The sequence below is a fragment of the Dermacoccus sp. 147Ba genome (assembly GCF_004151355.1).
In the GTDB taxonomy this organism is placed as follows: domain Bacteria; phylum Actinomycetota; class Actinomycetes; order Actinomycetales; family Dermatophilaceae; genus Dermacoccus; species Dermacoccus abyssi.
This window is the reverse complement of record NZ_SEHL01000005.1, coordinates 207,035-221,563: the sequence shown is the minus strand read 5'-3', so window position 1 is coordinate 221,563 and position 14,529 is coordinate 207,035. Positions and strand designations below refer to the sequence as shown.

The following is a 14,529-nucleotide window of genomic DNA, read 5'->3' as shown; positions in this document are numbered from 1 at the left end:
GGGACACTGACAGTATACCGACCTGTATGTTTACCTTTTCCGATGAAGCGATTCCTTCTCGGCGCCTGCTTCGTCGTGACCTGGAGTTCGGGCTTCGTCGGCACCGGGCTCGCCGGCGACGAGGTCGGCTGGCGCCCGCTCCTGGCGTGGCGATACGTCCTCACCGCAGTCATGTTGGTGACCTTCTGCGTGACAGCCCGCCCCCGCGGGGTACGGGTGAACCTGACCGCACGTGAACTGGGGCGTCAGGTAATCCTCGGACTAATGGCCCACGTCGTCTTCCTCGGTGGAGTGTTCGCCGCGGCCGAGACCGGGCTCGACGCCGGCCTGTCAGCCCTCGTGTGCGCCCTGCAGCCCCTGCTGGTCACGCTCGCGAGCCGGCCGCTCTTCGGCGATCGTGTTCACGCGAGCCAGGTCGCGGGGCTGCTCCTGGGGCTCGCCGGAGTCGGATGCAGCCTGGGCGGCGTCGACATGGGCGCCACGGCGGAGGTCGGGTTCGTCTTCGCCAGTCTCATCGCCCTCAGCGCCAGCGCGATGCTCGAACGGCGCTGGAGTCCGCAGACTCCGTTGCTGCTCAGCGTCACGATGCAGACCGTCACGGCTGCGGTCGCCTTCACCGCACTTGCCGCCACGACCGACACCCTGAGCCTTCCCGCAACCGGCTCTTCGGTCCGCGCGCTGCTCTGGCTCGTCGTCCTGTCGGGCCTCGGAGGGTACTGCTCCTATCTCGCGTGTCTGCGCACACTCGGCGCCTCTGCCACGAGCACCCTGCTGTATCTCACACCGCCGGTGACGACCCTCTGGGCCTGGGTGATGTTCGCGCAGCGTCCCGGCGACTCGCAGTGGATCGGCCTCGGTGTCGTCATGCTCGGCGTCGCCGTCACCCTGCGAGGCTCGAACCGTCACGCGAGGGGCCCGCGCTCGCCCGCCGGCGTCAGGAGAACGAGCGGCCGGTAAGGTTCTCGTACGCCTCGACGTACTTCGCGCGGGTTGCCTCCACGACGTCCGCAGGCAGGGCGGGCGGCTCCTCGCCACTCGCCTTGTCCCAGCCCGATGCGTCGGAGGTGAGCCAGTCGCGCACGAACTGCTTGTCGAAGCTGTTCTGTGCGCGGCCAGGCTGCCAGTCGTCGGCCGGCCAGAAGCGGGACGAGTCGGGCGTGAGCAGTTCGTCCGCGAGCACGAGCGTGCCGTCGGCGCGAACCCCGAACTCCACCTTCGTGTCGGCGATGAGGATGCCGCGCTCGGACGCGATCTCGTTGCCGCGCTGCAGGATCCGGACGGTGATGTCCCGAATCTCCCCGGCTCGCTCGGCACCGATGAGATCGACGGCCTCGTCGTACGTCATGGGCTCGTCGTGCTCCCCCAGCTCGGCCTTCGACGTCGGCGTGAAGATCGGCTCGTCCAGCTTCGACGCGTCCTCGAGCCCCGCGGGCAGCGCGACGCCGCACACCGAACCCGTCTCGCGGTACTCGGACAGCCCGCCACCGGTGAGGTAGGCGCGGGCGATCGCCTCGAGCGGCACCATGTCGAGACGCTCGACGAGCACCGCCCGCCCGGCGACTGCCTCCGGCACGTCCGTGGAGATGACGTGGTTGGGCACGAGGTCCGCCATCTGCTCGAACCACCACAGCGACAGCTGCGTCAGCACCGCGCCCTTGTCCGGAATCGGCGTCGACAGGACGTAGTCGAACGCCGAGATGCGGTCGCTCGCGACGAGCAGCACCTGGTCGTCGCGCGGGTTGCCCGCGTCGTCGAGCGGCGCGTAGAGGTCACGCACCTTGCCCGAGTAGACGTGCGCGTAACCCGGCAGGTTCGGGGCGTCGGTCATGGACTCTCCTTGGAGCGGTGCGGGTTCGTCGAGGGTGTGGGCGTGAGGCTCAGACGGTGATCTCGCCGCGCAGGGCCTTGAGTGCGATGTCGCTGCGGTGGTGCGAGCCGGGCAGGTCGATCTTCTCGACGCCCGCGTAGGCCACCTCGCGGGCCTCGCCGAGGTCGGCGCCGAGGGCGACGACGGAGAGCACGCGGCCACCCGAGGAGACGAGCGTGCCGTCGTCGCCGGCCTTCGTGCCCGCGTGCAGGACGTAGGCGCCGCCACCGGCGCGCGAGCCGTCGCCATCGACGTCCTCGAGCCCGCTGATGGGGTCGCCGGTCTTGGGCTGAGCCGGGTACCCGTCGCTCGCGACGACGACGGTGACCGCGGCCTCGTTGCGCCACTGCAGCGCCGGGAAGTCGACCAGTTCACCGCGTGCGGCCGCGCGCAGTAGTTGGCCGAGCGGGGTGACGAGCCGCGCGAGCACGACCTGCGTCTCCGGGTCACCGAAACGCGCGTTGAACTCGACGACCTTCGGGCCCTTCGACGTCAGCGCGAGGCCGACGTAGAGCACACCCGCGAACGGGGTGCCGCGCTGCGCCATCTCGTCGATCGTCGGCTGCGCAACCGTGCGCACGACCTCGTCGACGAGATCGGCCGGCGCCCACTCGAGGGGCGAGTAGGCGCCCATGCCACCGGTGTTCGGGCCCGCGTCGTCGTCGCCGACGCGCTTGAAATCCTGCGCCGGCTGCAGCGGCACGACGCTCGCGCCGTCGGTGATGCAGAAGAGGGAGACCTCCGGGCCGTCGAGGTACTCCTCGATGACGACGCTCGAGCCCGCGTCGAGGCAGGCCTTCGCGTGGGCAAGCGCCTCGTCACGCTCGTCAGTGACGACGACGCCCTTGCCGGCAGCGAGCCCGTCGTCCTTGACGACGTGCGGGGCGCCGAACGCGTCGAGCGCTGCAGCGACGGCATCCAGATCGGTGCAGGTGTGAGCCCCCGCAGTGGGGACGTTCGCGGCGTTCATGACGTCCTTGGCGAACGACTTCGAACCTTCGAGGCGAGCGGCCTCGGCAGAGGGGCCGAATGTGTCGATTCCTGCAGCCCGCACCGCGTCAGCGACGCCCGCGACGAGCGGCGCCTCGGGCCCGATGACGACGAGGTCGGCCCCGACCTCCTGCGCGAGCGCCGCGACGGCGTCGCCGTCATTCGCATCGACCGGTCGGCAGTCAGCGATCTGCGCGATTCCGGGGTTTCCCGGCGCTGCGAGGACGGCTTCGACCTGCGGGTCTGCGGCCAGACCCCTGACGATCGCGTGCTCGCGCGCGCCCGTACCGACGACGAGTGTCTTCATGCGCCCAACCCTACCGGGGCTGCCCGCGACCGAACGGGGCGTAGGTGGGCCCGCAGAGCGCGCGGAAGTCCGTGCGACGAACATCGCAGGGCTCGTTGTCGAGATCGCAACACCTGAGCCTGCGGGAAAGGTACACGGTGTCTTGTTCCGACGCACGGTTCGCCGTCTGAGCGCGCATTGGATCAGAGCAAGTGCGGCCAGCTCCCCCGACGTTGCACTGAAGGCCTCGCTAGGTGCAATTGGAGTGTCTGGTTCCCACACCACGCCGGAAGGCCTTCAGTGCCCACGCTGCCCGCTCCAACACCGCTCACACAGTCTGTACCCGCTTGTGTCTGGCCCGATGATCATCGACGACGGGTGGCACTCGCGCCGCGGAACGCTTGTGATGTGTCGTGGAGAACCGCCGCGAAATGGGCGATCCGTTACACGAGTGAAGGCGGTGACGGCCTACAGGATCGCTCCAGCCGTCCACCTCGCCAGCCTCGTTGGACTCGCAAACTCGAGCCGGGACGTGAGGCATCGAGTGAGGCCAGCGCCGCCATGAAGACACCTGAAGGGCCCTGCTACGCGGCGAAGCACGCGTGGGTCAGGCGACAGCCTCGAACGACAGGCGAAGCCCGAGCGCCTCGCTCACCTTCAGCACGGTCGTCCAGGTGGGGTTGCCCTGATCGGACAGGGCCTTGTACAAGCCGTCGCGGCTCATGCCGACCCGGCGGGCGAGTTCGCTCATGTTGCCCGACCGGGCGATGACCCCCAGAGCGCGGGGCACCGCGGTCGGGTCCTCGTGAGACTCCTCGAGGGCGATTTGCAGGTAGCCAGCGACGTCCTCGATGTTCTCGAGGTAGCTCGCGGCGTCGAATCGGGTGTAGGTCTCAGTCATCGTGCCCCTCCTGCGTGTTCCAAGCGCTGGCCAGTTGCCGCGCCTTGGCGATGTCGTCGGTCTGGGTGGACTTGTCCCCGCCGCACAGCAGCAGGACCACCTGCTGACCTCGGCGCGTCAGGTAGATCCGGTATCCGGGGCCGACGGTGAGACGCAGCTCCAGGACGCCGCCACCGACCGGTTTCGCATCGCCGAGGTTGCCGGCGCTCAGACGATCGAGACGGGCCAAGATCCGCAGACGGCCTTGCCTGTCCTTCAGCCGACGCAGCCAACGATCGAAGTCCTGGGTGGTGAGAACCTCGAACATGTGTCGATTATAGTCGACAGAGGGGATTCGGGCCAGAGCTCTCCAAGAGGTCCGCTCCGCGGCAGGAGTGGGCGCTAAGGTCGGTCGTGCGCCGCGTGAGTACTTGCTCGCACAGGGCTGACGTCGCTCGACCCGAGCGGGCCGCACAGGCGCCCGTGAGACGGGCGCCGGGCGGGGCGTGATCGCACACCGAGCGACGACTAAGCTGGAGTGCCACCCTGCGAGGGTGAACGGACCGCACGGCGATGGGAAACACTGCGTGAGCACAGCTCAGGGCACACGTTCGCACGAAGAACTGCCCGACGAGGTGAAGCACGAGATCGCGCACGAGCAGGCGCACGTCGATCGCGTGTACTCCGAACTGGCGAAGGCCGGCGAGCGCGTCCAGCTCGTCGAGAGCGAAGGCCTCGCGCGCGGGCGCGCGAGCCGCTCCGGCGACATGCGCGACGAGGAGAAGGCCGGCCTGTTCGAACGCGACGCCCTCATGTTCTCCGCGGGCAAGCGCCGCGCCACTCTCGAGCAACAGTTCGAGGGACTCGTCTTCGGACGCCTCGACATGGACCACGCGATGAGCTCCGACGGTTCCGGCTCGGTCTCCACCGGCTCCGGCGACGACCTCGAGGTGCGCTACATCGGCCGCCTCGGCGTGCGTGACGACGAGTACGAGCCCCTCGTCATCGACTGGCGCGCCCCCGCGGCGTCGCCCTTCTACCGCGCGACACCGGTGGCCCCCGAAAACGTCGTGCGCCGCCGCGTGCTGCGCTGCCGCGACGCGAACGTGCTCGGCGTCGAGGACGACCTCATGGTCGTCGAGGCGCCCGAGGGCATGACGGTCGTCGGCGACGGCGCGCTCATGGCGGCGCTCACCCGTTCGCGCGGCGCGCAGATGCGCGACATCGTCGCCACGATCCAGCGTCACCAGGACGAGGCCATCCGGGCCGACGCGCGCGGCGTCACCCTCATCACGGGAGGCCCGGGTACGGGCAAGACCGTCGTCGCGCTGCACCGCGCGGCGTACCTGCTCTACTCCGATCGCCGCCGCTTCGAGTCGGGCGGCATCCTCGTCGTCGGCCCGTCGTCCGCGTACACCGCCTACATCGAGCGCGTGCTGCCCTCACTCGGTGAGGACTCCGTCGCTCTCCGAGCCCTCGGCGACGTCGTGGGCGGCATGACGGCAACGCGCCTCGACACCCCGGAGGCCGCCCGCATCAAGGGCACGCTCAGCATCCGCACGGTGCTCTCGCGCGCGGCGAAGGACGTGGCACCCGACGCGCCGGGGAGCCTGCGCGCGATGGTCGCGGGCCTCGCCGTCAACCTCGACGAGCCGACGTTGCGTCGCATCCGCGGCCGCCTGCTCTCTCACCACCAGCACAACAAGCTCGCGGGCGACCCTAGCGATGTTGTCAGCGAACTCGCTTCTGCCGCATGGAATCAGGTGCGCACGCACACGAAAATGGAGCGAACCGAGTTCATCGATCGGTTCGAGGACAGCCGTGACGTCGAGGCGTTCGTCGCCGACTGGTGGCGCCCGATCGACCCGCGTCAGGTGCTCCTGTGGCTCACCGACGCGGGCCGCCTGGCGCGCTTCGCCCGCGGCGTCCTCACCGACGCCGAACAGGCCGAGCTCGTCCGCTCGTTCGAGGCCGCCCTCGCCACCGGTGAGTGGTCCGTGGCCGACGTCGCCCTCGTCGACGACCTGCTCGCGCGCCTCGCCGAGGTGCCGGAGGCCCAGCGTGAGGAACGCGGCTTCTACGAGATCGAGGAGTTCGAGAGCCTCTCGGACTACGGCGTAACCGAGGTCGAGGTGACCGGTTCGCGCCGCCAGAGCCACGACGTCGGCTACGAGGTGACGCCGAAGGATGCCCGTGAGCGCCTGCTCGCCGGACGCCTGACGCGCGCGGACGAGTACAGCCACGTGCTCGTCGACGAGGCGCAGGACCTCTCCCCCATGCAGTGGCGGGCCGTCGGCCGCCGCGGGCGCTACGCGTCGTGGACCGTTGTGGGCGACCTCGCGCAGGCGTCGTGGCCGGACCTCGAAGAGGCCACTGCGGCGCGCGACGAAGCGTTCGGCTCGAAGAAGCGTCAGAGCTTCCACATGACAACGAACTACCGCAACGCGCGCGAGATCTTCGACTTCGCCGCCGAGCTCATCCGCCGCTACGTGCCGGACGCCGACATCCCGCAGGCCGTTCGCGAGACCGGCAATCACCCGACGTCGGTCACGGTGTCCCCGAACGACGTTCTCGCCCAGGCCCGCTCGGAGGTCGCCACGCTGCTCGAGCAGGTCGACGGCAGTGTCGCCGTCATCGCTCCTGCGAAGTGGCGTGAGGTTCTCGAGGAACTCGACGGACGTTCGGGACGCGTCGTCGTCATCGACCCGATGTCGACGAAGGGCCTGGAGTACGACGCGACGCTCGTTGTCGACCCCGATGAGATCACCGCGGAATCGCCTGGCAGCGCCCGGGTTCTCTATGTTGTGCTGACTCGTGCCGCGCATCGCATGACGGTGCTCGACGTCCGCTGACCCCGATGCGAAGGGCCCTGCCATGACGACCACCCCCGAGCCTGCCATGCCGCCGAGCGACGGTGGGCGTTCGCCACACAGTTCCGTGGCCGGCACGTCGGACGAGGTGCTGGGCGCTTACCGGCGCAGCATCGACAACATCGACGCGGCGATCATCCACATGCTCGCCGAGCGCTTCCGCATCACGCAGGCCGTGGGTGAGTACAAGGCGACGCACGAGCTGCCGCCGGCAGACCCGTCGCGCGAGGAACGTCAGGTTGCGCGGCTGCGCGCGCTGGCGACCGAGTCGGGCCTCGACCCGGAGTTCTCGGAGAAGTTCCTGCGCTTCGTGATCGACGAGGTCATCCACCACCACGTGCGCGCCGCCGAGCGTGGCTGACTCGTAGGACCGCAGCGAAGCGAGGATCCTGCGAGTCAGCCACGCGACAAAGGCGCGCCAAAAACACCGTGCCGCCGAGCGCACATGGATCGTAGGACCGCAGCGAAGCGAGGATCCTGCGAGACCGCCACGCGACAAAGGCGCGCCAAAAACACCATGCCGCCGAGCGCACATGGATCGTAGGACCGCAGCGAAGCGAGGATCCTGCGAGTCAGCCACGCGACAAGGGCGCGCAAAGTGCCTGAACTCAGCCGAAGACGGCCACCGTCTGGCGGCTGATGACGACGGGCTCACCGCTCGCCGTGTACACCCGGGCGGCCGTGTGGCCGTAACCGTCGTGCGCAGCATCGGTGGTCACTTCGTACCACCAGCGGTCGGCGCCGGTTCCGGTGACGGGCGCGACGAAGTCCATCGTCCACGTCATCGTCGACATCGGGACGACCTTGGTCAGCATCTGTCCTGCTGCGGGCGGCCAGCAGTCGACGAGTGCCACGAGGTGCGCGAGCCCGAAGTCGTCCGTGGGCTCGCGGAAGCTCATGTAGCCGTGCATGTCGCCGTCCTCGCCGCCGCTGAACGGCCCACGGCCCTTCGCGAGGCGCATGTCGAGGCGCGCGATGAACTCGGGCGTCATGCCTTCGACGTAAGGAATCGGCGTGAGCGAGTCGTGCTCGGGAAGGCCCTTGCCGAGCGGTGACGCCGCGAAGGAGAGCGACGACGGGCGCGCCGCACCGATCGTCACGAGCGCGACGGCCCGCACCGACTCGACGCCCGAGGCGTCGGCCTGCGTCACGCGGGCCTCCACCTGCGTCGCGGACTTGCCCTGACGCAGCACCTCGGCCGTGACGCGTGCGTCACCGGCTTCGACGGGGCCGACAAAGTTGATCGTCATGGCCCGTACGTCCTGCTCCGGCAGGTCCACCGCGGCGAGAACGCGGCTGAGCATCGCGCCCGCGACGACGCCACCGAACGTGGCGCGGCCCTGTCCCCAACCGGGCGGAACGACGACGCTCTCACCGTCGCGGGCCGCTGTGAAGAGGACGTCGAGGGGGTGATCGCGCATGAACGCGATGCTAGTGGCCGCCGTTGACGCCGAACACCCGCCGTTCATCGCTCGGCCCGCCCCCACACTGCGCGAGGACGGGCCGATGCGAACGAACAGGAGGAACGTCAGCCGCCGACAGCCTTCAAGGCGTCGACGAGCCCAGCGCCGTAGTAACCACTGCCCTGCTTCTTGCCCTCGCACGTCGCGTCGTTCACGCCGTCACGGTCCTGGTCGTAGAACTCGGGGCACGCAAGAGGGTTCGCCTGGCGCTTCAGGGTGGAGATCGTCTGCTTGGCGTTGAGGCCTGTTTGCGTGCCGCGCAGCAGCGCCACGACGCCCGCCGCATGCGGCGAAGCCATGGAGGTGCCCTGCTTGTAGCCCCAGCCACCGCCGACAACGGTGGACAGGATGCGCCCGTTCTTGCTCGGAGTGTCAGCGGGAACGCGGCTGTCACCACCCGGTGCGGCCACGTCGACGACACCGCGACCGTAGTTGGAGAAGTAGGACTTCACAGCCGTGGGGCCGACCGAGGACACCGCAACGGTGTTGCCGGCCTCGGCGGGGATGTCGTAGCAGCGGTGGTCCGTTTCACGCGGCTGCGGGTCATCGGAGTTGTTCGGGCTGCCGGTGTCGGTGATGGGTTTCGACAGATCCCAGCCCGAATTGCCTGCTGCGGCGACGTTGACGACATCCTTCTTCTCGCTGTACTTGAGTGCGCGATTCACGGCCTCGATGACGGGTCGCTGCTCGGGGTCTGCCTTGCACCACAGGAAGTACGGGTCGATGAAGTACGAGTTGTTCGTCACCTCCATGCCCTTGTCAGCCGCCCAGACGAAGCCGCAGATCGCGTACTCGGGGTAGATGTACCCGTCGTCGTCGACGACCTTGACCGCTGCCAGCTTGACGTTCGGCGCGACGCCGACGATACCCGTGCCGTTGCGGGCACCCGCGATGGTGCCGGCGACGTGTGTTCCGTGGTCGGATGTCGTGGGCTGCCAGGCCTTCGGGTTGGTGTTCGGTACCCCTCGGTCGTTGCAACTCACGGATTGAGAGGGGTCGACGTTGGCCGCGAGATCGCTGTGATCGGCTTCGATTCCGCTGTCGAGGACGCCCACGGTGATCGCCCGGTTGCCGTCGGTCTTGCGGTGGGCCTTGTCGGCGCCGATCTGACGCATGTCCCACTGGTCCGCGTTGAGGGCTTCCTTCGTGTCGTCGCCACCGGAGGTTCCGGGGCCCAGTCCCGTCACTTCGCCGTCAGGGACAACGTTGCCCGCTCCCGCGAGGGCGCTCATGGCGCGCGTTGGACCAGCTGCGACGACGCCCGGACGTTTGCGCGCCTTGTCGTCGAAGGCGCCGTCGGAGGCCTGAGCGATGACGACGCCGATCTGCGGCCATTCCTGAACGACAGTGCCGCCCGCCGCCTTCACTGCAGCGGTTGCCTTGTCGGTGCCCTTTCCCGCCTGAAGCACGACGAAGGACGTCGGCGAAGGGAGGGGTTCGGAGGGCACGGGCGGCGCAGCCTGAGCCGGTGCCGACAACACCGCGAAGCTTGCCGCGGCTCCGGTAGCCGCGCACGTGGCGACGGCCTTACGCATGAAGGTGTGGTTCACGAAGATCCTCCTGATTCGGGCCGCCCGGTTGCGGCCGCTGTGAACTGTGCCACACCACAAGGGAATTGGTTCAGTTACTCGCCAGGAAATTTTCAGGAAGCGCTCAGGCGCGGGCCATGCGCCACCCCGCCGCGAGAGCTTCGCTTTCGGAACAGAACCAGCGCTCGCCCTTGCCCGTCGAGATCTTGGTGCGCTCGTACGCCGAGTCGCCCGGGCGATGAGCGATCTTCTCACCGTCGGAGTTGATGTTGCCCTTGATCGAGCAGACGCCCGGCTCACTCGTCGAGGCTGAGGGGGCGGCCGAGGGTTTCACCGCAGGCGCGGAGGCGGTAGGGGCCGGCTGCGCAGGCGCCGTGGTGGCGAGCCCCTCGTGGAACCCGTTGCACGGCGGCCCCCACGTGCCGCGCTTCGCCGTCTTCGCCCGGTTCATCGCCGCCAGGTATTCGAGCCGGTGCGCGTAATGCCCGTCGTAGGTGTACTCCTTGCCGAACCCGCCCTCGATCTGCGCGAGCGCGACGTTGGTCGAACCGTCGACGAAGACGTGGCGCAGCAGGCGCCCGTACCGATCGCGCTCCCCCTGGCTCGGATCGGCCTCGAGCTGAACCTGCTTGCTCTGCACGAGCGACTGCATGTTGCTGCTCGCCTCCTTGCCGAAGCACTGGACCGGCGCGTTCGGCTTACGCGTCTCCGGGGTGTCGAGCCCGATGATGCGGATGCTCTCCTTCACCCCGCTGATGCGCACCTTGATGGTGTCCCCGTCCGAGATGCCGACGACGTCGTACAGCGGCCCCGCGCCTGTGCCCGCACCGATGCCGCGACGGTCGCCGTCCGCCCCTTCGGCCGATGACGTGCTGCTCGGGTCGCTCGACGCGTCGCTGGAGTTGCCGGACTCGTGGGCGTCATCCGACGCGGTCGGTGTGGACGACGGAGCATCGGTCGGCGGCGACGTCTCGTCGGTGGGTGCCTCAGTGCTGCTCGTGGTCGAGGCATCCGACGGTGATGGCGAAGAGTCGAGCGAGCCACACCCCGTCACGCCCAGCACGGCCGCCGAGAGAAACAACGAGCAGGTGGCAATGCGGGAGTGAGAACGAAGCACGCCCCGAACTCTAGGAGACGCCACCGACAACGTCGGGCCGTTTGCAGGAGAAACGAACCCCTCGGTCCGCAGGGTGCCCGATCGGGCGTGGCCGGTCTCGGGCGACACTCCCTTCCCGTCCAGCCGCCACCGAGGTGACGGTGGAATGATTGCGCCGTGAGAACGTCTCGTCGCTTCGCTGCCCTCGCCCTCGTGGTTGCCACTGCTGTTGCGGGGTGCACGACGGACGACCCGTCCGGCTCGTCGTCGGGCTCGAAGGGCGCCTCGGCGAAGCCGAGCGTCAGCGTCTCCTCGTCGGCGCCCAAGGTGTCGCCGGTGAAGCTCGAACTCGACGCTTCCGACGTTCGTGCCGAGAGCTCGTGGAACGCCCCCCGCTACTCGGCACAGTGGCCCACGCTCCCGGGATCGGAGAAGCTCTCCGAAGCGCTCGAGCGCCAGATCCAGAGCTGGCGTCGCGATTACGTCGGCACGTACTCGGGGCCGCGTTCCGGCATGACGGTCGTGTGGGAGCCCGTAGTCAACGCCTCGGGGCTGTACGGCATCCGGCTCCGACACACCGTCACGGCAGCCGATTCTGCGGCCACCTCGACGACGCTGTACGGCGACGGTGACTCCTCCTTTACCTCGCTCCAGCTCATCGACGACTCGCAACGCGCCGCCCTCGTCAAGGAACTCGAACGTCAGGCCGTGCAGGTCAACGGCGGCGGCGAGCCGTTCGAAGGTGCCACACCCGAGGAAGTCTTCACCGACGTCAGCTTCACCCCCGACGGCACCCTCGTCGCCGCCGTCGCCGAGGGAACGATCGGGCCCATGTCGGCCGGGCAGCACTACGCCACGGTGAAGAACCCGGAGCGCTACCTCTCCGACGACGGGCGCCGCGTGCGCGAGGCCGCGATGAAGAGCCCGGCGTCGAGTACGTCACCGGCGCCGTCGACGTCCACCACCAAGCCGGAGAACGCCGGCAAGAAGACCGACTGCACCAAGGCCAAGTGCATCGCGCTGACCTTCGACGACGGCCCGGGCCCGGACACGAACTCGATCCTCGACACCCTCGAGAAGAAGAAAGCGCGCGCCACCTTCTTCACCCTCGGCCCGGCCGTCCAGGCCGCGCCCGCCACCGTGCGGCGCATGGTGAAGCTCGGCATGGGAGTCGGCAACCACAGTTGGTCGCACCCGCAGTTCACCACCCTCACCGACGCCCAGGTGACGAGCGAGATCACCCGCACCGCCGACGTTCTCAAGAAGATCACGGGCAGTGACCCGGTCGCCGTTCGCCCGCCCTACGGCGCCTACACCGAGGCGACGCCGCACGCCGGCGCGCCCTTCGTCCTGTGGGACATCGACACCGAGGACTGGAAGAACCGCAACGCCGACACGACGACCAAGCGTGTCGTCGACGGCGCGCACCCGGGCGCCATCGTCCTCATGCACGACATTCACCCGTCGACGGCGAAGGCCGTGCCCGGCATCGTCGACGAGCTGCAGAAGCAGGGTTACACCCTCGTCACGATCGACGAGCTGATCCCGTCGATGACGAAGGACGGCGTTTACTCGAGCGCGCCGACGAAGTAGGCACGACATGACGAAGCCCGCTCACCTCGTGAGGTGAGCGGGCTTCGTCACGGCTCGATCAGGGCGTGACGAGTTCGCGCAGACGCTGCGGGCCGACGGCCAGCAGGAGCGTGGGAAGGCGCGGGCCCGTGTCCTTGCCGATGAGCAGGTTGTAGAGCAGCTTGAAGAACTCCCTCTGGCTCGCACCGAGCTCGGCGGCCGTCTCGGGGTCGGCCTTGCGGTCGGGGCGGAAGTTCGCGTCCTTGCCCGCCTGAACCTTCGGTACTCCGTAGACCTGGGTGGTGAGTCCGTCGAGCGTCCACGCGTCCTCGATGCGGCCGAGGCCCTCGGCGCCGTCGACGTCCTTGCCGTCGAGCAGGATGCGGAGCTGCTCGCGCTGCGAGTCGGTGGCCGCGGCGATGCCCGCCTCGTCCTTCGTCTCGCGCACGACAGTGCGCTCGTCGTCGGGCATGTACCGCTCGACCCAGCGCTCCACGCAGCTCAGGCGCGGACGCAGGACGTCGAGGCTCGAGGGCGCGTTCGCCGGGTCGAGGTTGCCGACGATGCGAAGCGTCTGCTCCTCATCGCCCGTCGTGATGTCGTTGATGCTCGCGAGGGTGCGGTAGGCCACCGGGTGCGGCGTGGAGGGCAGCTCGCCCTCGGCCGTCGTCGAGGCGCGCACGAGCGCAGCCACGTCACCGGGCTGGCCCTTCTCGGAGCCCACCTTGGCCACGAGCGCGTCCCACTCGTCGTACATGCGCTGCACGTCGGAGTCGAACGCGACGGTGAAGCTCTGGTTGGGCTTCTTGCGCGCGTACAGCCAGCGCAGCAGCGCGGGCTCCATGATTGTCAGGGCGTCGGTGGGAATCGGCACGCCACCCTTGGACGAGCTCATCTTCGCCATGCCCTTGATGCCCACGAAGGCGTACATCGGGCCGAGGGGACGCTCCCACCCGAAGATGGGTGCCACGTCCTTGCCGACGACGAATGAACTGCCGGGGCTCTGGTGGTCGACGCCGGAGGGCTCGAAGACGATGCCCTCGTACTTCCAGCGCATCGGCCAGTCGATCTTCCACACGAGCTTGCCGTTGTGGTGCTCGCGCAGAACGACCGTCTCCTCGTGGCCGCAGCGGCACGTGTAGGTGAGGTCGGTGGTCTCGTCGTCGTAGGCGGTGACGGTGGTGAAGTCGGTGCCGCACTTCGAGCAGTAGGGCTTGTACGGGTAGTAGCCGCTCGAGCTGCCGCCGTCGTCCTCACCGGCCGCGCCGGAGCCCTCTTCTGCCTCGGCCGCCGCGGCCTGCTCCTCCTCCGACAGGACGGGCGCCTTCTTGCCACCCTTGACGGGCTTCGCAGCGGCGTCGTCCTTGGGAAGCGTGCGGTAGCGGGCGAGGATGGCGTCGAGCTCGTCGCGCTTGCTCATCGCGAAGAGGATCTCGTCGGTGTAGGCCCCGGACGTGTACTGCTCGGTCTGGCTGATGCCGCGGTAGACGACACCGAGGGCGTCGAGGCCGGCCTCGAACTCGGTGCGGAAGTGCTCGGCCCAGCTCGACGCGCTGGAACCCTTCGGCGCAGGCACGCGCGTGAGCGGCATGCCGATGTACTGCTGCCAGGAGTCGTCGACGTTCGGGACGTTGGGCACCTTGCGGTAGCGGTCGAAGTCGTCCCAGCTGATGATGTGCTCGCACTCGACGCCGCGGCGGCGGATCTCGTCGACGACGAGGTGCGGGGTCATGACCTCGCGCAGGTTGCCGAGGTGCACCGGGCCAGAGGGGCTGATGCCGGAGGCGACGACGACCTTCGTGCCGCGGCGTTCGGCCTCGGCGATCGTCTCGTCGGCAAGTCGGGAAACCCAGTCGGCGTCGGGCGGCAGCACAGTAGTCACCCGGCCAGTTTAGAGGGCGGCGGCGCGGCGGCTCGACCGGGTTTCGGCGCGTTTGGCGACGGAGGGGTCACCTCATGCCGTTGGGCGGAGTTTG

General features: G+C 68.8%; 12 protein-coding genes and 1 pseudogene. 5 read left to right on the top strand and 8 right to left on the bottom strand.

Going from position 1 to position 14,529, the window contains the following annotated elements; all coding sequences use genetic code 11:
* The first annotated feature begins 42 nt into the window (after positions 1–42).
* Positions 43–957: a DMT family transporter gene (locus EVU97_RS08665; protein WP_129665097.1), complete on the top strand. Its 915-nt coding sequence runs from the start codon at positions 43–45 to the stop codon at positions 955–957.
* Here EVU97_RS08665 and EVU97_RS08660 read toward each other — a convergent pair.
* Together EVU97_RS08660 and purD are read right to left on the bottom strand one after the other, a co-directional pair.
* Entirely contained in the window at positions 935–1,828 is an 894-nt protein-coding gene (locus EVU97_RS08660; protein WP_129665095.1) for a phosphoribosylaminoimidazolesuccinocarboxamide synthase, read from the bottom strand. The genes EVU97_RS08665 and EVU97_RS08660 overlap by 23 nt on opposite strands.
* A 49-nt stretch (positions 1,829–1,877) precedes the next feature.
* Complete coding sequence (purD, locus tag EVU97_RS08655) at positions 1,878–3,164, bottom strand: phosphoribosylamine--glycine ligase (protein WP_129665093.1); 1,287 nt, start codon at positions 3,162–3,164, stop codon at positions 1,878–1,880.
* 279 nt (positions 3,165–3,443) lie between these two features.
* Between purD and EVU97_RS15430 the strand changes: the two are divergent.
* Positions 3,444–3,644, top strand: a pseudogene (locus EVU97_RS15430) (leucine zipper domain-containing protein); the annotation flags it as partial.
* Between the two features lie 106 nt (positions 3,645–3,750).
* Here the strand turns inward: EVU97_RS15430 and EVU97_RS08645 are convergent.
* Both EVU97_RS08645 and EVU97_RS08640 read right to left on the bottom strand, forming a co-directional pair.
* Entirely contained in the window at positions 3,751–4,044 is a 294-nt protein-coding gene (locus EVU97_RS08645; RefSeq protein WP_047312394.1) for an addiction module antidote protein, read from the bottom strand.
* Positions 4,037–4,351 carry a type II toxin-antitoxin system RelE/ParE family toxin gene (locus tag EVU97_RS08640; protein WP_129665091.1) on the bottom strand — a complete coding sequence of 105 codons (315 nt, stop codon included), beginning with the start codon at positions 4,349–4,351 and terminating at the stop codon, positions 4,037–4,039. The genes EVU97_RS08645 and EVU97_RS08640 overlap by 8 nt, the downstream gene beginning before the upstream one ends.
* A gap of 259 nt (positions 4,352–4,610) precedes the next feature.
* On the opposite strand from EVU97_RS08640, the gene EVU97_RS08635 reads away from it, so the two are divergent.
* Both EVU97_RS08635 and EVU97_RS08630 read left to right on the top strand, forming a co-directional pair.
* Positions 4,611–6,875 (top strand): AAA family ATPase, encoded by a 2,265-nt coding sequence (locus EVU97_RS08635; protein ID WP_129665089.1) that lies wholly within the window; start codon positions 4,611–4,613, stop codon positions 6,873–6,875.
* Positions 6,876–6,921: 46 nt separating this feature from the next.
* Positions 6,922–7,254, top strand: a complete 333-nt coding sequence (locus EVU97_RS08630; protein ID WP_047312604.1) for a chorismate mutase — start codon at positions 6,922–6,924, stop codon at positions 7,252–7,254.
* A gap of 247 nt (positions 7,255–7,501) precedes the next feature.
* Here EVU97_RS08630 and EVU97_RS08625 read toward each other — a convergent pair whose 3' ends face one another.
* The 3 genes from EVU97_RS08625 to EVU97_RS08615 all read right to left on the bottom strand — a co-directional run bounded on the left by EVU97_RS08625 (position 7,502) and on the right by EVU97_RS08615 (position 11,002).
* Entirely contained in the window at positions 7,502–8,314 is an 813-nt protein-coding gene (locus EVU97_RS08625; RefSeq protein WP_165357920.1) for an acyl-CoA thioesterase II, read from the bottom strand.
* 107 nt (positions 8,315–8,421) lie between these two features.
* On the bottom strand, positions 8,422–9,906 hold the full coding sequence (locus EVU97_RS08620; protein ID WP_240730172.1) for a S8 family serine peptidase: 1,485 nt from the start codon (positions 9,904–9,906) through the stop codon (positions 8,422–8,424).
* 103 nt (positions 9,907–10,009) lie between these two features.
* Positions 10,010–11,002: a thermonuclease family protein gene (locus tag EVU97_RS08615; protein ID WP_240730171.1), complete on the bottom strand. Its 993-nt coding sequence runs from the start codon at positions 11,000–11,002 to the stop codon at positions 10,010–10,012.
* A gap of 156 nt (positions 11,003–11,158) precedes the next feature.
* Here EVU97_RS08615 and EVU97_RS08610 point away from each other — a divergent pair, with 156 nt between their 5' ends.
* A complete protein-coding gene (locus tag EVU97_RS08610; RefSeq protein WP_129665085.1) occupies positions 11,159–12,574 on the top strand; it encodes a polysaccharide deacetylase family protein in 1,416 nt (471 codons plus the stop codon).
* A gap of 58 nt (positions 12,575–12,632) precedes the next feature.
* Here EVU97_RS08610 and lysS read toward each other — a convergent pair whose 3' ends face one another.
* On the bottom strand, positions 12,633–14,426 hold the full coding sequence (lysS, locus tag EVU97_RS08605) for a lysine--tRNA ligase (RefSeq protein ID WP_129665170.1): 1,794 nt from the start codon (positions 14,424–14,426) through the stop codon (positions 12,633–12,635).
* Between the last annotated feature and the right edge of the window lie 103 nt (positions 14,427–14,529).